Annotated in this window: 12 protein-coding genes and 2 pseudogenes; 5 read left to right on the forward strand and 9 right to left on the reverse strand. The window is 71.6% G+C overall.

The features are described from left to right. Positions 1 to 135: 135 nt before the first annotated feature. The 4 genes from IPK81_03955 (at position 136) to IPK81_03970 (ending at position 5,888) form a co-directional block, all read left to right on the forward strand. Positions 136 to 3,258, forward strand: a complete 3,123-nt coding sequence (locus IPK81_03955; GenBank protein ID QQS13412.1) for an AAA family ATPase — start codon at positions 136 to 138, stop codon at positions 3,256 to 3,258. Between the two features lie 88 nt (positions 3,259 to 3,346). Then, positions 3,347 to 3,832, forward strand: a complete 486-nt coding sequence (locus tag IPK81_03960; GenBank protein ID QQS13413.1) for a hypothetical protein — start codon at positions 3,347 to 3,349, stop codon at positions 3,830 to 3,832. A 128-nt stretch (positions 3,833 to 3,960) separates the two neighbouring features. Continuing rightward, positions 3,961 to 5,397 (forward strand): alkaline phosphatase family protein, encoded by a 1,437-nt coding sequence (locus tag IPK81_03965; protein ID QQS13414.1) that lies wholly within the window; start codon positions 3,961 to 3,963, stop codon positions 5,395 to 5,397. Continuing rightward, complete coding sequence (locus IPK81_03970) at positions 5,394 to 5,888, forward strand: GNAT family N-acetyltransferase (protein ID QQS13415.1); 495 nt, start codon at positions 5,394 to 5,396, stop codon at positions 5,886 to 5,888. Before IPK81_03965 ends, IPK81_03970 begins: the two co-directional genes overlap by 4 nt. 6 nt (positions 5,889 to 5,894) lie before the next feature. On the opposite strand, the pseudogene IPK81_03975 reads toward IPK81_03970, so the two are convergent. After that, positions 5,895 to 7,489, reverse strand: a pseudogene (locus tag IPK81_03975) (gamma-glutamyltransferase family protein). A gap of 97 nt (positions 7,490 to 7,586) precedes the next feature. Beyond that, a complete protein-coding gene (locus IPK81_03980; protein ID QQS13416.1) occupies positions 7,587 to 8,831 on the reverse strand; it encodes a cellulase family glycosylhydrolase in 1,245 nt (414 codons plus the stop codon). A gap of 63 nt (positions 8,832 to 8,894) precedes the next feature. On the opposite strand from IPK81_03980, the gene IPK81_03985 reads away from it, so the two are divergent. Further along, positions 8,895 to 10,136 (forward strand): GntP family permease, encoded by a 1,242-nt coding sequence (locus IPK81_03985; protein ID QQS13417.1) that lies wholly within the window; start codon positions 8,895 to 8,897, stop codon positions 10,134 to 10,136. Positions 10,137 to 10,149: 13 nt separating this feature from the next. Here the strand turns inward: IPK81_03985 and IPK81_03990 are convergent, their stop codons facing one another. The 7 genes and pseudogenes from IPK81_03990 to IPK81_04020 form a co-directional block, all read right to left on the reverse strand. Further along, complete coding sequence (locus IPK81_03990; protein QQS13418.1) at positions 10,150 to 11,583, reverse strand: amidase; 1,434 nt, start codon at positions 11,581 to 11,583, stop codon at positions 10,150 to 10,152. 121 nt (positions 11,584 to 11,704) lie between these two features. Next, positions 11,705 to 12,667: pseudogene (locus tag IPK81_03995) on the reverse strand (dipeptide ABC transporter ATP-binding protein). Continuing rightward, positions 12,664 to 13,665, reverse strand: coding sequence for an ABC transporter ATP-binding protein (locus tag IPK81_04000; protein QQS13419.1), 1,002 nt, complete (start codon positions 13,663 to 13,665; stop codon positions 12,664 to 12,666). Before IPK81_04000 ends, IPK81_03995 begins: the two are co-directional and overlap by 4 nt. Then, positions 13,662 to 14,543 carry an ABC transporter permease gene (locus IPK81_04005; GenBank protein QQS13420.1) on the reverse strand — a complete coding sequence of 294 codons (882 nt, stop codon included), beginning with the start codon at positions 14,541 to 14,543 and terminating at the stop codon, positions 13,662 to 13,664. Before IPK81_04005 ends, IPK81_04000 begins: the two co-directional genes overlap by 4 nt. 2 nt (positions 14,544 to 14,545) lie before the next feature. Next, on the reverse strand, positions 14,546 to 15,487 hold the full coding sequence (locus IPK81_04010) for an ABC transporter permease (protein ID QQS13421.1): 942 nt from the start codon (positions 15,485 to 15,487) through the stop codon (positions 14,546 to 14,548). Between the two features lie 52 nt (positions 15,488 to 15,539). Next, complete coding sequence (locus IPK81_04015; GenBank protein QQS13422.1) at positions 15,540 to 17,144, reverse strand: ABC transporter substrate-binding protein; 1,605 nt, start codon at positions 17,142 to 17,144, stop codon at positions 15,540 to 15,542. Between the two features lie 104 nt (positions 17,145 to 17,248). Beyond that, the gene (locus IPK81_04020; protein ID QQS14947.1) at positions 17,249 to 18,223 is read right to left on the reverse strand and encodes a zinc-dependent alcohol dehydrogenase family protein; all 975 of its coding nucleotides are present in this window, start codon (positions 18,221 to 18,223) and stop codon (positions 17,249 to 17,251) included. Positions 18,224 to 18,229 lie beyond the last annotated feature (6 nt).

Genomic DNA, 18,229 nt, shown 5'->3' on the forward strand with positions numbered 1-18,229 from the left:
CGGCCCGCCGCCGCGACCTCGAACGGGCGTCAAGTGAGCGGGCTCACACTCGGGAATATCGACACCCGCCGCGCACGAAAAGGTTGCGGGTAGCCGGGCGACGGGCGCAATCTTCCCGCGGGGAGACTGCACGCAATGACGTCCGCGACGCCCGTGGTGCCAGGGTCCGGATTCGCGAGCTGTCCGGCTTGCGGAACCGAGAACCCGCCGCGCGCGCGGTTCTGCGGCGAGTGCGGCACCCGGCTCGCGACGCGTGGCGAGACCGCCGCGATCCCCGCCGAGCGCAAGTTCGTCACCATCCTGTTCGCGGACATCCGCGACTCGACGCGGATGATCCAGAACCTCGACCCCGAGGACGCCGCCGAAAAGCTGCGGCCGGCGATCGAGGTGATGACCGCGGCGGTGCGCGAGGCCGGCGGCATCGTCAACCGCATCCAGGGCGACGGCGTGATGGCCTTGTTCGGCGCGCCGATGGCGGTCGACGACCACGCCCTGCGCGCCTGCCGCGCCGCGCTGCTGATGCGCAACCGGATCGCGGAGCTGCCGGACGCGGACCTCGCCGTGCGCATCGGCCTGCACTCCGGCGATGTCGTGACGCACGTCCGCCCCGGCGACATCGCCCACAGCTACGACGTGACGGGGCCGGCGGCGCATTTCGCGGCCCGGCTGGAGCAGGCGGCCGAGTCGAACACCGTGCTGATCTCCGGGGACACATGGGCCCTGGTGCAGGGTTCGGTCGAGGCGCGGCGGCGGGACGGTCTCGTCTTCAAGGGCTTCGACCAGCCGGTCGCCGCGTGGGAATTGACCGGTCTCGGCCAGCGCTCGCGCTGGATGGCGCGGCAGGCGGCCGGGCTGTCGCCGTTCGTCGGCCGCGAGGCGGTGATGGGCTACCTGCGCGGGCGGCTGAACCGCGCGCGCAACGGCAGCGCCCAGTTCCTGGCGATCGGCGGCGAGCCGGGCACCGGCAAGTCGCGCGTCGCGCACGAGCTGGTCGGCGGCGAGGCCGGTGGCGCATGGACGGTCTGGGAGGCCGACGGCGAGACCACCAGCAGCCGCGCGCCGTTCGCCATCATCCGCGCGCTGTTGCGCCGCTGGCTCGCGGTCGAGGAGACCGCCGCCTACGAGGATGTCGGCGCGGCGCTGACGGCGCGGCTCGCCGCGCTCGATCCGCCGGCCGGAAGCGATTCGGCGCTGGCCGCGCTGCTCAATCTCCAGCGCGACGACCCGGCGTGGAGCGAGATGGATCTGCCGGCGCGGCGCCGCCTGATCGAGGCCGCCGTGGTCGCGATCATCGACGCCGCGCAACGCGAGCGGCCGCTGTTCCTGTTGATCGAGGATTTCCACTGGGCCGACGTCGAGTCGCGCGCCGTGCTGCTGGCGCTGCCCGACCGCCTGCCGGACGCGCGCCTCGCCATCGTCGCCACGCACCGTCCGATGGACGGCGTTCCGGCCCGCGCGCCGCACACCCTGCCGATAACGCTGTCGGAGTTCCAGGTCGACACCGCCGGCCGCTTCCTCGACCGCCTGCTGGGCGGCCATCCGTCGGTACGCGCGATGAAGGAGCAGTTGCTCGACCTGACGGGACGGCTGCCGCTGTTCCTCGAGGAGGCCGTGCGCCACCTGGTCGAGAGCGGCGCGCTCGACGGCACGCCCGGCGCGTTCGTCGCGTCGGGCGACCGGCCGCGGGTCGAGACGCCGCGTTCCGTCCAGGCCGTCGCCGCCGCGCGCATCGACGGCCTCGACGCGCCGCTGAAGGCGCTGACGCAGGTCGCGGCCGCCATCGGCAAGCGCTTCCCGCGGGCGCTGCTGGCGGATGTCGGCGAGGCCGACACGGCGGCGCTGCCGGCCGCGGTCCGCGAGCTCGCGGCGCGCCACATCCTGTTCGACAGCGCCGACGGCTCCGGCGATTTCGTCGAGTTCCGGCACGAGTTCATCCGCGAGGCCGCCTACGGCGCCATGGTGCGCGACCGCCGGCAGGGGCTGCACCGCCGCATCCTCGACGCCATCGAGGCGCGCTTCGCCGACCAGCTGCGCGACTGGACCGCCACCCTCGCCCACCACGCCGCCGAGGCGCAGATGTGGGCGAAGGCGGTCGAGTACGAGCGCAAGGCGGCGGAGGGCGCGATCGAGGCGTCGTCGTACCAGGCGGCGCAGGATTTCTGCCAGAAGGCGCTCGACCACCTCGAGAGGATGCCGCGCACGCGCGACACGATATCGCTCGGAATCAGCACACGGCTGTTGCTGCGCGTCGCGATCGGCGCGACGCCGGATTTCTCCTCTTGGCTGCGGATGCTGACCGATGCCGAAAAGCTCGCCACGGAGATTCACGACTTCAGAACCGCGCTCATCTGCCGCGTCCAAGCGGCTTTCGCCCTGACATTTCAAGGGGACGTCCTAAATGCCATCGAGACGGCGTCGGCCGCGCTCGGCGAGGCGCGATCGTCCGAGAACAAGGCCGCGGAAGTGCTGGCGCGATACGCCCTTGGCCAGGCGTTCTTCTCCTCCGGCGCGTATTCCGATGCTGTCCAAGCGCTACTGCCGGCGGTCGACTACCTGTCGGCCGAGCGGGAGATGGCTCATATCGGCACCACGGCCACCACGTCGATCCTGTGCCGGTCGGTATTGGCCTGCGCTTATGCGAGCATGGGACGGCACGACGACGCCGACCTTGTGACCAAGAGGTCACGCGAGACGGCGCGTAGGACGAACAACGTCTACGACATGGCTTCGGCCTCCTACGGGTACGGCGCAACGCTCGTGTTGGGTGGAAATTTCGCTGCCGCGACCGCGGTTCTCCAAAGCGGCTTGGCGCTTTGCGAGAAGCATGGGATTGGCGTCCTTTCGCCGCTGATCGGCGGCCAGCTTGGCGCCGCGCACCTCGGGTGCCGCGACATCGGTGCCGCGGAGGCCACTCTGCGCACCGCAGCGGATCGGGCGAGGAGTATCGGTCATGCGGCCGCACTCTGCGCGGCGGAGGCGCTCTACTCGATGGCACTAGCCGCCCGGGAGGACTATGCGACCGCCGAGCGGTTCGCCAGGTCGGCTCACCAGGACGCCCGGACGCGTGGTCTGCGGGGCCTGCAATCCCTCGCGGCACGAGCGCTGGCGACGGCGATCTTCAGGCAATCCAGTTCGCGTCGGGAGGAGGCGTTGGCGATGATCGAAGAAAGCTGTGAATTGGCTCGGGCATGCGAAGCGGCTCCAGCGCTGAGGCAGTCGAGCGCGTTCCGCAAATTGCTGGTCGAGGCTAGAATGTAGAACGAGTTTGTTCAGCAAGCGTCACCGCGTCGACCCGTGCTTCAAGCACGGAGCGGCGCATCAAGACCGCCAATAGAAGGAGGCCGGGATGTTCATGAAGACCTTGGATCTGTATCCGCGACTCATCGTGGTGTTCGACCCGCTCGCGGAGAAGCTTTCGGAGCGGTTCTCCATCGACGAGATCGGGAAGCGGAAGGACGAATTCGAGGCCAAGGGCGGAATCAGCGCCTATACCTTCGGCGGCCTCGCCAAGACCTTCGTTCCCAACCCAGGCGACTGGGAGAAGGCTACATCCCCGGGATCGCGCGATGCCTACCTGAAGTGGGGTCAGGAAAGCGGGAACGTCTCACAGGCGACATCGCGTGCCCTGACCGCGATCATCGGCGGGAATCTTGCGCAGAAGACACCGCTTCCGATGCAATTCATCGTCCGCGAGAATACGGAACCTTACTACGGCTGCGCGGCAGGCGTTACGTACAACCGGACAGGCGGATACTACCAGCTTACAGTGCTCATGCTCTGCCCGAGTGGGACGTCCGAAGCACTGGAGAAGAAATTGAAGAAGGCGCCCTGAACGGATTAGCGAACCGCGTGCCGTTTGGGATTCGCGTCGAGTCGAGCGTCGATCGATCGCTAGTCGGTGCGAGTCGGAGATGTCGAGGTACATGCCCGGGGCGACGAGCCACGAAAGTCCTGATCGTCGTGTTCGACGGGTTGCGGCCGGACATGGTCGACGCCGCGACGATGCCGAACCTGCACGCGTTCCAGGACCGGCACTGCCGCTTCGCCCGCGCACGCTGCGTCTTTCCAAGCGAGACGCGGGTCAACGCCGCGGCGCTGGTCACGGGCTGCCAGCCGGCGCGCGCCGGCGTCGTCGGCAACCAGTTCCACGCCGGCGACGTCTTCGCCGACCGCTGGGTGCGGACGGCGGAGCGCGACGATCTCGTGGCCGTCGACGCGGCCTGGAACGGCCGGCTGATCGACGCGCCGACGCTGGGCGAGCGGCTGGCCGCGGCGGGATTGACCTACGCCGTCGTCGCCACCGGATCGACCGGCGCGACGTGGCTGCTGGCGCACCGCGCCGAGGCGCTGGGCCAGCTTCGATGGTCGGCGCACGGCGCCGCGCACAGCGCGTCGCGGGCGATGTGGGACGGAATCGAGGCGCGTTTCGGCCCGCCGCCGCCGGGTGGCGTGCCGGCCTCGGCGCGCGTCGCGCACGCCACGTCGATCTATCTCGACCACGTGCTGCCGCGCATCGATCCCGACGTCGCGGTGCTCTGGTACACCGACCCGGACAATTCCTACCACTACGCCGGCATCGGCTCGGCGGCGGCGCGCGAATCCCTTGTGGCTGCCGATTCCGCGTTCGGCCGGGTCGTCGAGGCGTGGGAGCGCGCGCCCGACCAAGACCGCCGCACGATCATCGTCGTGTCGGACCACGGCCAGGTCACCAACCGCGGCCGGATCGATCTCGTCGGCGCGTTCGCCGGTTCCGGCTTCTCGGTCGACACCCGCGCCGTCGGTAACGCCGATCTCGGCCTCGTGCCGGGCTCGGCGTCGGCCGTCACCTTCCGCCGCGACGATCCCGGTCTGCGCCGCGCCGTGGCGGAATGGGTCGCCGAACAGGCGTGGAGCGGCGCGCTGTTCAGCGCCGGGCCCGACCGCGACGCCGGCGCGCTGGATGGCACCTTCAACCGCGCCCTCGTCGGCCTCGATAGCGGCCGCGTCGCCGATCTGGTGTTCACCTTCGCCCACGACGACGCGGTCGGCGGTGGCGGCTGGCCCGGCGGCGCGCCGCACGACAGCGCGCTGGCCGATGGCCACGGCAACCACGGCGGCCTGCATCCCCGCGAGATGGGCAACTACCTCGCGATCGGCGGCGCCCGGTTCCGCGGCGGCTACGTCTCCCCCTGCCCCGCCGGCATCGTCGACATCGCCCCGACGATCCTGCACCTGCTCGGCCTGCCGCATGGCGGCTGCGACGGACGCGTTCTCCACGAGGCGTTCGTCGACGGCGCGACGCCGGTATGGGAGGCCCACGCGCTCGACCTCGTCGTCGGCGGCGCCACACGGCGCCTGTCGCTGTCGCGGGTCGTCGGCACGCTCTACGTCGATGGCGGCGGCAGGGTGGCGCCATGACGGACGGCGCGATCATCGTCCGGCGCGCCGTCGACGCGGACGCGGCGGCCATCGGCGCGCTGATCAACGCCGCTTTCATCGAATACCGCGGCCGGCTGAAGCCGGAATCCGGCGCGCTCGACGAATCCGCGGCGACGATCCTGCCGCAGCTCGCCGCGCCCGGCGGCGCCGCCATCGCGTGGCGCATCGAGGGCGGCGCGCCCGTGGCCGTGGGCGCCGTCCTCTACCGGCCGGACGGCGACGATCTCTATTTCGGCCGCCTGTCGGTGCCCCCGGCGCGACGCGGACAGGGCATCGCCGGCGCGTTGATCCGCTTCGTCGAGGACGAGGCGCGCCGCCGCGGCTGCGCCGGCGTCACCCTCGGCGCGCGCATCGCGCTCGCCGCCAACCAGGCGATGTTCGCGGCGTTGGGCTACGCGGAGGTCTCGCGCGAGGCGCATCCCGGGTACGACGCGCCCACGTCGATCAACCGCCGCAAGGCCCTGCTCTAGGCGCGCTCACACGGCGACGACGTTGCCGTCGTGGCCGGGATCGGCGCCGCCATCGAGTCCGTCGGAGTGGATGCGCAGCGCGTGCACGGCGGCGAAGCCGAAGCCGTAGGGGCTGCGGATCACCTCGTAGCCCATGCCTTCGAGCGCCCGCTGCGTCGTCCAGGGGATGCGGTTCGAGATGTCGATGGCGTCGCTGGTGGCGGAGAAGCGCGGCGCGCTGACGGCCTCGACCATGGTCATGTCGAAATCCAGCGCGTTGAGCGTGGCGTGCAGCACGCCCATGGCGATCTGCGTCGCGCCGGGCGCGCCGATCACCAGCTCCGGCCGGTCGCCGTCGAACACGATCGACGGCACCACCGAGCTGAACCGCGCCTTGCCCGGCGCGATCGAGCCCGCCCGGCCCGGCCGCGGATCGAACACGCCCATGCAGCCGTTGTACATGAAACCCAGCCCGTCCGTGACGACGCCCGACGGCATGCCCAGCGAGTGGGTCATGGTGGCGCAGTTGCCGTCCTTGTCGACGACGGAGATGTGCGTGGTATCCTTGGTCGGCGTTCCGGTGTTGAAGCGCGGGACGCTGGCCTTGACCCCGCGCGGATCTCGTCGGCCATGGCGCGCGCGTAGGCTTTCGACGTCAGGCGCTCCAGCGGCACCTCGACGAAGCGCGGGTCGCCGACATGGGCGTCCTTGTCGATGGTCGCGCGCTTCATCGCCTCGGCGACCACGCGCACGTATTCCGGCGTGTTGTGGCCGATGGCGGCGAGATCAAAATTCTCGAGGATGTTGAGCATCTCGACCAGCATCACGCCGCCGCCGGGCGGCTGGTTGGTCGACACGCGGCGGCCGCGGTACGTGCTCCACAATGGATCGGTGCGCACCGTGCGCCATTTACGCAGGTCCTCGGCCGTCAGCAGGCCGTCGTTGCGGCGCATATCCTCGGCGATGGCCGCCGCGATCTCGCCCTCGTAGAAGGCGTCGGCGCCGCCGCGCGCGATGGCGCGCAGCACCTCGGCGTAGTCGCGGTTCACCACCCGGTCGCCGACCCGTTTCGGCGAGCCGTCGGGCCGGCAGTAGAGCCGCTTGGCGGCCGGCGTGAACGTGAGCCGCTCGTGGTTGGGCGCGCGCCCCATGGCGCCTTCGTCGCTCCACCAGAAATGCACGTGCGGCCGCACCGTCCAGCCGTTGTGGGCCCAGTGGATCGCCGGTTCGACCACCCGCGACCACGGCAGCGATCCGTGCTCGCGGTGGGCGTCGTGGTACATGCGCAGATTGGCCGGCGCGCAGATCGAGCGGTAGCCGATGTCGTTGACACGGCCGCGCAAGATGAAGCCGTAGCCATCGCGCGCTTCGCCCTCGATCAGGTTCGCCCACATATCCGGCCGCGCGCCCAGCGGCGCCGGCGCGTGCGCGTCGATGTAGCCGTGGAACCTCTTGCCCGGCATGTAGATGCCGCAGCTGCCGAAGCCGGCGATGCCGCACATCAGCGGATCGACCACGCCCTGGGTCAACGCGCAGGCGATCAGCGCGTCGACCGCGTTGCCACCCTCCCGCAGCATGTCGGCGCCGGCCTCGGTCGCCTCCGGCTGCGGCGCCACGATCATGGCTTTCTCGCGATATCGCATCGTGCTCCGGTTCCTCGTTCCATGGCGGGCGCCGCCTCGCCCGCGGGGCGGACTGTCGCGGCCCGGCGCCGCCCCGTCAACGCGGCGCGACGGTGTCGGACGGCACCCGCATCCCCAGCGCGCGCAGGTAGCCCGCGTTGATCGTGTTGCGCGCCAGCGGCACGTCGGCCAGGTAGGCGTCGATCGCGGCGCGGGCGCGTGTCAGCGCCGCGCCTTCGGCGGGCGCGGCTCCATCGGCGATGGCGACCACGTCGGCCCAGCCGTCCGGCCGGCGGATCGACGCCACGGTCGAGGGCGTGTCGAGGTTCTTGTACGTCCAGAAGCACCAGCCGATGCCCAGCCGCTCGTGCAGCTTACGGAACGCGGCGTGCCAGTCGTCGGTCCACTCGCCGGTCTCACCGATGAGCAGCGGCACGTCGTGGCGCAGCGAGAAGTCGATGTGCCGCTGGATCGAGTCGCGCCGGGGGCTGCTCCAGAAGGCATGGTAGGTGTAGACGAGGTTCGGCGCGAACGGCCGGCCGAACATCTCGAGATTGGTGCTCCACTGGCCGCCCGCGAGCAGCACGATCCGATCCGGATCCTCGGCGCGGATCGCCGCGGTGGCGTCGCGGTAGAAGGCCTCGAGCTTGTGGTTCAGGCGCGAGACGTCGTGGTACGGCGCGACGGGCTCGTTCAGCAGGTCGAAGCCGAGCATCGCCGGCTCGCCGCGGTAGCGCGCCGCCAGCCGGCGCCAGATGGAGATCGTCAGCGCGCGGTGCGCCGGCACGTAGAACATCAGCGGATAGCCCGACCCGTCGTCGTGGTTGAACCCCGTCTGTCCGCCGGGCGCGGCGTGCAGGTCGAGGATCACGCGAAGCCCCGCCGCGCGCGCCCACGCCACCAGCGCGTCGAGACGGGCGTAGCCCTCGCCCTCGAAGCGCGGCGGTGCGCCGGGTGCGCCCGGCGTCACCAGCGAGGCGTAGTGGAACGGCACGCGCACGACATTGAAGCCGGCGGCGGCGATGAAGCGGATGTCGGCCGCGTCGACATAGGCGTCGCGCCACCGGGCCCAGAACGCCCGCGCCCCGGCAGCGCCGAGGACCCGTTCGAACGCGGCGTAGATCCGCCGCGGCGACCGCGCGGTCTTGAACTTGAACATGTAGCCTTCGGGCACCAGCCAGTTGCCCAGGTTGATGCCTTTGACCGCGAAAGTCCGCCCGGCGGCGTCGACCAGGCGCCGGCGATCGACGCGCAGCGACGACAGCGGCCGGCCCGCCGCGGCGGGCGCGGCGATGGCGGCGGCGGAAGCGAGCGCTGATCCGATCAGCCGGCGACGGAGCATGGCGCCACGATAGCGCCGCCGGCCGGTTTGTCACGGTCCGGCCGCGTGATATGAGCAACAAGCATGTCGCCGCTGCTCCAGGCCGCCCTCCTCCTCGCCGCCGTCGTGGTCCTGGTGCCGCTGGTCGACCGGTGGCGCCTGCATCCAGCGCTGGCGCTGCCCCTGGTGTCGATCGGATACGGACTGGCCGCCGACGCCACGATCGGCGGCATGGGCTGGGCGGTCGGCGCCGGTGTCGCGCACGCCGTCGATCCGCTCGGCCTACCGTTGCTCGCGGGCGCGCTGATCGCCGTCCTGCTGCGGCGCGCCGGCCGCGGCGCGATGGGCCGCGACGGCGCCGTCGCGGCCACGGGTTTCGCGCTCGGGGCCGGGGCGACCACCGCCGCCGGCCTCGGCTTCCTGGCGGCGACGGCATCGGGGCCGCGCGCGCTGGTCGCCGGCCTGCTGGCGATGACCGCGTGCCACGGCCTCGTCATCCCCTCGCCCGACGCGGTCACGGTCGCGACCATCCTCGACGCCTCGACGACTCGCGTGGTCGCGCTCGGCCTGCCCGTCGCGGTCATCATGGCGGCGGCCGGATGGTTCTACGTCGCCCGGCTAACGCGCGGCGGCGGCGACTCCGGATCGACGGTGGTAGCGCCGTCGCGCTACGCGCTCGCGATGATCGCGGTGCCCGCCGCGCTGCTGCTGGCCCAGTCCGTCGCCCAGCACCCTGCCGCTCCGATCGGCCAGGCCGGCGAGCACCTGAACGCGCTGGCGCGGCCCGTCTTCCTGGCGGCGTTCGCCATCGCGGCGGCCGTGGCGCTGGCGCGGTGGTGGAACCGCCGGGCGCTGGCCGACGGCGCCGGCGTCGCGGACGCGGTGGCCGTGGCGGCGCCGGTGATCCTGGTCGCCGGGCTGGCGGGCGGCTTCGGCCGCGTGCTGGGCGAGACCGGCATGGGCGAGCTGCTGGCGGAGACGGCCGTCGATCCGCGGCTGGGCCTGCTGGCGCCGTTCATCGGCGCGGCGATCGTGAAGACGCTCTACGGCTCGTCGTTGACCGCTGTGCTGACGACCGCCGGCCTGGTCGAGCCGCTGCTGCCGGCGCTCGGCCTCGACGGCGCCGACGGCCGCGCGCTGGCGACGCTGGCGATCGGCGCCGGCGCCACGGCGGTGTGCCACGTCAACGACCCGCTGTTCTGGGTCGTGGCGTCGCTCGGGCGGATGCGGACGGCCCGCGCCCTGCTGTTGATCGGCGGCGGCTCGGCCGCGCAGGCGCTCGCCGCGCTCGCGGCGTTGCTGCTGATCGGCGTCGTCGTATTGTGAACGCGGGCGCCGGTCAGGCGGCGAGCGCCCTCAGATCCGGCAGCGGCCGCGCGAGATGCGGATCGCCAGCCATCGCCTTCTCGAGCGCCAGCGCCACCGAGAGCACCCTGGCGTCGCCGCCGAACGGTCCGACGATCTGGAGGTGCATCGGCGTGCCGGTGGGCTCCAGCCCGCAGGGGATCGAGATCGCGGGATGGCCGGTGATGGTCGGTCCGTAGGCCAGCGCCAGCCAAGGGAAATACGTGCGCATGGCGACGCCGTCGATCCGCTCGGGGTAGAGCGTCTCGATCGGGAACGGCGGCACCGTCGTGGCCGGGCAGATCAGCACGTCGTGGGCGCGGAAGAACTCCTGGAAGGCGCGGAATATCCTGGTCTGCCGCGCATGCGCGCGCGCCACGTCGAGCGCCGAGTGGCCGAGGCCCTGCTCGACGTTGGCGACGATGTTCGGGCCGATCAGGTGGCGGCGGTTCCGGTAGTTGTCGAGCTGCGACGTCAGGAAGTTCTGCGCCCGGATGACCTCGAAGGTGTCGTCGGCCTCGGCCATGTCCGGATCGGCCCAGGCGCAGTCGCGGAACCAACCGCCGATGCGCCCGATCCGGTCCGCGAAGGCGGCGCGGATGCGCTTGTCGACGATGGCGAAGCCGAGATCGACCGACGCCGCCAGCCGCAGCGTCGATAGATCGGCCGGTTCGGGCGCCCGCAGCAGCGCCGGATCGACCGGACGCGCCAGCGGGTCGGCGCCGTCGGACCGGACCTGCGCCGACAGCAGCAGCGCGGTGTCGGCGACGTCGCGGCCCATCGGTCCCTGCACCGAGATGTTGGTCCAGCCCAGCGGCCGCCGCTCGGTCGGGACGGTGCCCGGCGAGACGCGGAAGCCGACGATCCCGCACAGCGCGGCGGGGGTGCGCAGCGAGCCGCCGGTGTCGGAGCCGGTGCAGATCGGCAGCATCGAGGTCGCCAGCGCCACCGCCGAGCCGCCGGACGAGCCGCCGCAGATGCGCGCCGTGTCAAACGGATTGCGCGTCGGGCCGTAGACGGGGTTGTTGGTGTTGGCGCCGGCGCCGAACTCCGGCACGTTGGTCTTGCCGACGACGATGGCGCCCGCCGCGCGGCACGCCGCGACCATGCGCTCGTCCTTCTCCGGCACGTGGTCCTTGAAGATCGGCGAGCCCCAGGTGGTGCGCAGGCCGGCGGTCTCGTTGAGATCCTTCACGCCCAGCGGCAGTCCGTGCAGCGGGCCGAGCGCGTCGCCGCGGCGGACCGCGGCCTCCGCCTCGCGCGCCTCGCCGCGGGCGCGCTCGACGCACATCGCCGTCACGGCGTTCAGCCGCGGATTCACGGCGTCGATCCGGCGCAGGCAGGATTCGAGCACCTCGACCGGCGAGATCGACCGCGCGCCGATGAGGCGGCGCAGCTCGACGGCGCCGAGATCGCAGAGTTCGGACATCGCAGGGACTCCAGACGGACCGGTTCGGAAACGCCGCGGACGGTAGCCCGCGGCCCCCCCCCTCCGCCAGGCGCCGGGCGGGGGACGACGGGGGGGATGGTCGCCGCCCACCCGGGCGGCGCAGGCACGCGACGTGGTGCCCCGCGGCGACCTCGATCAGCGGCGGCGTCTCGACCTTGCAGGCCGGCATCGCGTAGGGACAGCGCGTGTGGAAGTGGCAGCCCGGCGGCGGCTTCGCCGGGCTCGGCACGTCGCCCTGGAGGACCATCCGCCGCCGCTTGCGCTTCGCGGGGTCGGGGATCGGCGCCGCCGCCAGCAGCGCCTCGGTGTAGGGGTGCAGCGGGGTCGCGAACAGGGAACGCTTGTCGGTCAGCTCGACGATCCGGCCGAGATACATCACCGCGATGCGGTGGCTGATATGGCGCATGACCGCGAGGTCGTGGCTGATGAACAGATAGGCCAGCCGGAACTCGTCCTGCAGGTCGATCAGCAGGTTGAGCACCTGCGCCTGGACCGAGACGTCGAGCGCCGACACCGGCTCGTCGGCGACGATGACCTCGGGATTGACCGCGAGCGCCTTGGCGATGCCCAGCCGCTGCCGCTGCCCGCCCGAGAACTCGTGCGTGAACCGGTGCATGGCGTCGGGACGCATGCCGACGCGCTGGAGCAGCGCCGCGACGCGCTCGTCCTTCTCCCTTCCCGTGGCGATGCCGAAATTCTCCAGCGGCTCGCCGACGATGGTCCCGACCTTGAGCCGGGGGTTCATCGACGAGTACGGATCCTGGAACACCGTCTGGATGCGCCGGCGGTGCTCCCACATCGCGCCCGGCGAGAGCCGGGTGACGTCCTCGCCGCCCAGCAGGATCGCGCCCGAGGTCGGCTCGTGCAGCTTCAGCACGGTGCGGCCGACCGTCGACTTGCCGCAGCCGGACTCGCCGACCAGCCCCAGCGTCTCGCCGCGGCGGATGGCGAAGCTGACGCCGTCGACCGCCTTCACCGCGCCGGTGCGCCGCTGCAGCAGGCCGCTGTGGATCGGGAAGTGCTTGACGAGGTCGCGGACCTCGAGGCTCGCGGGCTCGCTCACGCCGTGGCCTCCAGCACGCGCCGCGTCTCCCAGCACGCCGCGAAATGGCCGCCGCCGTGGTCCTCCAGCGGCGGCGCCTCGGCGCGGCAGCGCTCGGTCGCGAAGTCGCAGCGCGGCGCGAAGGCGCAGCCGACGAGCTCGCGGTCGAGCCGCGGCACCATGCCGGTGATCTCCTTCAGCCGCGGCCGGCGGCCGGCGATCTCGGCGTCGACGTCGAGCCGCGGGATCGCGCGCATCAGGCCGTGTGTGTAGGGGTGCAGCGGCCGGGCGAACAGGTCGTCGACCGGCGCCTCCTCCACCTTCCGGCCGGCGTACATCACGACCACGCGCTGCGTCGTCTCGGCGACGACGCCGAGATCGTGGGTGATCATGACGATGGCGGTGCCGAGCTTCTCCTTGAGCTCGAGCATCAGGTCGAGGATCTGGGCCTGGATGGTGACGTCGAGCGCGGTGGTCGGCTCGTCGGCGATCAGCACGCGCGGATCGCACGACAGCGCGATGGCGATCATCACGCGCTGGCGCATGCCGCCCGAGAGCTGGTGCGGGTACTCGTCGAGCCGGCGCCGCGAATCGGCGATGCCCACCAGATCGAGCATCTCCATCGCCCGCTCGCGCGCCCGCGGCCACCCCGCGCCGGTGTGGCGCACGACGTTCTCGGCGATCTGCGTGCCGACCGTGAGCACCGGGTTGAGGCTGGTCATCGGCTCCTGGAAGATCATCGAGATGCTGCGCCCGCGGATCGCGCGCATCTCGCGCTCGGGCAGGCCGACCAGCTCGCGGCCCTCGAACATCACCGAGCCGCGGGCGACGCGCGCGGTCTCCGGCGGGATCAGGCCCATGACCGTCAGCGCCGTCACCGACTTGCCGCAGCCGGACTCGCCCACGATGCCCAGCGTCTCGCCGGCGGCGACGTCGAACGACACGCCGTCGACGGCGCGGACGATGCCGTCGCGCGTGTGGAAATGCGTCGCCAGATCGCGGACCTCGAGGATGTTCACATCCGCCTCGCCAGCCGCGGATCGAGCCGGTCGCGCAGGCCGTCGCCCAGCAGGTTGACCGCCAGCACGGTGAGCGCGAGGAAGGCGCCGGGGATCAGGATGCTCCACGGCGCGATCTGGAAGAACGTCCGGCCCTGCGCGATGATGTTGCCCCAGCTCGGGATCTCCGGCGGCACGCCGGCGCCGAGGAAGCTAAGCCCGGCCTCGATCAGCATGCCGGCGGCGCAGATGTAGGTCGCCTGGACGATCAGCGGCGCCAGCGTGTTGGGCAGGATGTGGCGCGCCAGCAGCTTGGCGCCGCGGGTGCCGCCGGCGATGGCGCTGTCGATGTAGGGCTGCGCCCGGATGCTGAGCACCACCGACCGCACGACGCGCACCACGCGCGGCACCTCGGGGATGACGATGGCGACGATGACGATGGCCAGCCCCGGCCGCGTCAACGTGATCAGCGCGATCGCCAGCAGGATCGACGGGATCGCCATGATGCCGTCCATGATCCGCATGACGACGCCGTCGACGCGGCGGAAATAGCCGCAGACGATGCCGAGCGCGAGGCCGAGGACCGCGGACACCATCGCCACGGTGATGCCGACGACGAGCGACACCCGCGCGCCGTGCAGGGTGCGCGCGAAGATGTCGCGGCCGAACTGGTCGGTGCCGAACCAGAAGCGCGCCGACGGCGGCCGCAGGCGGAACGGCGTGTTCTGCTTGAGCGGATCGCCGCTGAGCCACGGCGCCAGGACCGCCAGCGCGACGAGGACGGCCAGCAGCGCCGCGCCGACGGCGATCGTCGGATTGCGCCGGATGCCGGTGGCGAGCGCCGCCAGCGGCGACGGCGCCGCCGGGGCGAGGATCCCGTTCTCGGCGACCGCGGCCATCGTCAGTACCGGATGCGCGGATCGAGGAAGGCGTAGGAGATGTCGATCATCAGGTTGACCAGCACCTTGGCGGCGGCGAACACCAGGATCAGTCCCTGCACGATCGGGTAGTCGCGCTTCAGCACGGCGTCGACCGTCAGCCGCCCGAGGCCGGGGATGTTGAACACCGTCTCGGTGATCACGACGCCGGAGATCAGAAGCGCGATGCCGATGCCGATGACGGTGATGATCGGCACGGCGGCGTTCTTCAGCGCGTGCAGCAGCAGCACCCGTCCGGTCGCCAGCCCCTTGGAGTTGGCGGTGCGGATGTAGTCCTGCGACAGCACCTCGAGCATCGACGCCCGCGTGATGCGGGCGATCAGCGCCATGTAGGTCACGCCCAGCGCGATCGACGGCAGGATGAGGCCCTCGACGAACGGCCACAGACCCTCGGCGATCGGCCGGTAGCCCTGCACCGGCAGCCACTGGAGCTTCACCGCGAAGATCCAGATCAGCACGTAGGCGGCGAGGAATCCGGGCACCGCGAAGCCGAGCACGGCGAACACCATGACGGCCCGGTCGGCCAGCCGCCGCGCCTGCCACGCCGCCACGACGCCGGTCGGGATCGCCAGCGCCACCGCGACGAACAGCGTCGAGAGCGTCAGCGCCACGGTCGGTTCGACCCGTTGCGCGATGAGCCGGGTCACCGGCAGGTCGGAGAAGATCGACACGCCGAGATCGCCCTGGGCGAGGCGCCATATCCAGAGCGCGAACTGCTCCAGCACCGGCCGGTCCAGCCCGAGCTTGACGCGCACGGCGGCGATGCTCTCGGCGGTCGCGTCGTCGCCGGCGATGATCGCCGCCGGATCGCCGGGCGCCAGCCGCAGCAGGAAGAACACGAACACCGCCACGACGGCCATGACCGGCAGCGTCGCGAACAGGCGGCGGATGATGTACGCGGTCATGCCGTCGGGCGCCGCTCCCGCGGCGGGGCGGGGACGGGGGCGCCCATTTCCCCTACTTCTTCCGGATGCCCCAGAGCACGGCCAGGCCGGTGTTCGGCACGATGCCCTCGATGCGGTCGGCGCGGTAGGCGAGCGGCGTCGTCCACTGGCCGAACGGGATGTAGACGACCTGCTCCATCGCCCGCGTCTGCAGCTCGCGCGATATCCGCTTCTTCTCGTCGTCGGTCTGCGCGAACGCGAAGGCGTTGCGCATCTCCTCGATCTTGGCGTCGCACGGCCAGCCGAACAGGCCCTTGTCGCAGGCCGCGCCGATCCAGGTGTGCAGCACCGGGTTGGCCGAGCCGACGCCGCCGGTGGTCGTGACGAAGATGTGCCAGCCGCCCTGCGCCGGCGGCTCCTTCTTGGCGCGCCGCGACACGACCGAGCCCCAGTCCATCGACTGGACGTCGAGGTTGATGCCGGCCTCGCGCATCGCCTGGATCAGCACCTGCGTCGCGGGCGTGATGGTGTTGTGGTCGGTCGCGGCGAGGATGGTGATCGGCTCGCCCTTGTAGCCGGCCTCCTTGAGAAGCTGCAGCGCCTTCTTGGGATTGTACTCCTTCAGCAGCGCGCTGCCGCCGTCGTTGGCGAGCGGCGAGCCGCAGGTGATCAGCCCGTGGCACACGCGGTAGTAGGCCGGGTTCCCGACGATGGCGCGCAGGAAATCCTCCTGGTTGATCAGGTGGTACATCGCCTGCCGCGCCTTCACGTTGTCGAACGGCGGATGCAGGTGGTTGAGCCGGATCATGCCGTGGGTGCTGTCGAGGTCGCCGGTCTTCATCAGCTTGACGCCGCGGCTCTTCTCCAGGATCGGCAGGAAGTCGATGCCGGGGTTCTCGTAGAAGTCGATCTCGCCGTTGACCAGGGCGGACATCGCGGTCTGCGAATCGGAGATCCACACCAGCTCGATGCGGTCGACGCCGGCGATCTTGCTGCCGGCGAACGCCGACGCCGGCTCGTTGCCCGGACGCGGCGCGTAGTGCGGGTTCTTGACGTAGACCGCCTTGCTGCCCGGAACCCACTGCTCCTTGACCATCATGAACGGGCCGGAGCCGACGGATTCCTTCACCTGCGTGTTGGGCTCCGTCATCGCCTCCTTCTCGCGCATGATGACGGCGACCGAGCTGTTGGTCTTGCCCAGCGATTCCAGCACCATGCCGTACGGCTTCTTCAGCGTCATGCGGAACGTCTTGTCGTCGACCGCCTCGAGCTTGTCGACGAATCCGAACAGGCGGATGCCGACGCCGTCCTTGGCGCCCCAGCGCCGCAGCGACGCGATGACGTCCTTCGACGCCACGGGCGAACCGTCGCTGAACTTCAGGCCGTCGCGCAGCGTGAACGTGTAGACGAGCTTGTCGGCGCTGACGTCGTACTTCCCGACCATCTGCGGCTTCGGCACCATCTGCGAGTCGTTGCCGAACAGCGTGTCGTAGACCAGCATTCCGTGGATGTTCGCGATGGTCTGCGTCGTCCAGATCGGGTCGATGACGCGCACGTCGGCGTGCATCACCGCCTTCAGCACCTTCTCCTGCGCCATCGCGCCGGAGCCGAGCGCCAGAGGGGCGGCCGCGGCGATCGCCGCGCGCCGCGCCACGCCAAATAGATTCGCCGTCGCCATCGCCACCCCCAACCGAAGATCGCGGCGGCCCCGCCTCGGCGGGCCGTCCGCCGGACGAATATGCGGCGCGGAGACCGCGGTTGGCAACCGGCGCCGCCGCCCGTCTAGGGGATCAGGACCGCGGCTCCCCGGAGACGGCCGGCCCGGAGCGCGTCCAGCGCCGCGTTCGCGTCCGAGAGCCGGAACCGCTCGATCTCGACGACCACCGGCACCAGCGGCGCGATGCGCAGGAACTCCACCGCGTCGCGGCGAGTCAGGTTCGCGACCGACACGAGCTCGCGCTCGCCCCAGAGCGCGTCGTAGGGGAACGCGGGTATGTCGCTCATGTGGATGCCGCCGCAGACCACGCGGCCGCCGGGCCGCACCGCCCGCAGCGCCAGCGGCACCAGGAAACCCGCTGGCGCGAAGATGATCGCCGCGTCGAGAGCGACCGGCGGCCGAGCCTCCGACGGCCCGGTCCAGACGGCGCCGAGATCGCGCGCGAAGCGCTGGGCGTCGACGTCGCCTTCGCGGGTGAAGGCGTAGACGTCGCGCTCCTGCCACCGCGCGACCTGGGCGACGATGTGGGCCGCGGCACCGAACCCGTAGATCCCGAGACGTCGCGCGTCGCCGGCCTTCACGAGCGACCGGTAGCCGATGAGGCCGGCGCAGAGCAGAGGCGCGGCGTGGGCGTCGTCGTAGGAGTCCGGCAGCGCGAAGCAGAACCGCGCGTCGGCCACGACCCGGTCCGCGTAGCCGCCGTCGATCTGGTAGCCGGTGAACCTGGCCTCGTCGCAAAGGTTCTCCCGCCCCGAGCGGCAGTGATCGCAATCGCCGCACGCCCAGCCCAGCCACGGGATGCCGACCCGCGCCCCCGGCCCGAACCCGGCGACCCCGGGACCGCACGCGAGGACGGTCGCCACGATCTCGTGCCCGGGGACGAGCGGCAGCTTCGGATGCGGGAGCTCGCCGTCGACGACGTGGAGATCCGTGCGGCAGACCGCGCACGCGTCGACCCTGGCCAGAACCTGCCCCGGACCGGGCGACGGGTCCGGCTGCTCGACCGGTTCGAGCGCCCGCCCGGCTCCCCGCATCACCATCGCGAA

This window comes from Rhodospirillales bacterium, assembly GCA_016699855.1.
Taxonomy (GTDB): Bacteria; Pseudomonadota; Alphaproteobacteria; order Reyranellales; family Reyranellaceae.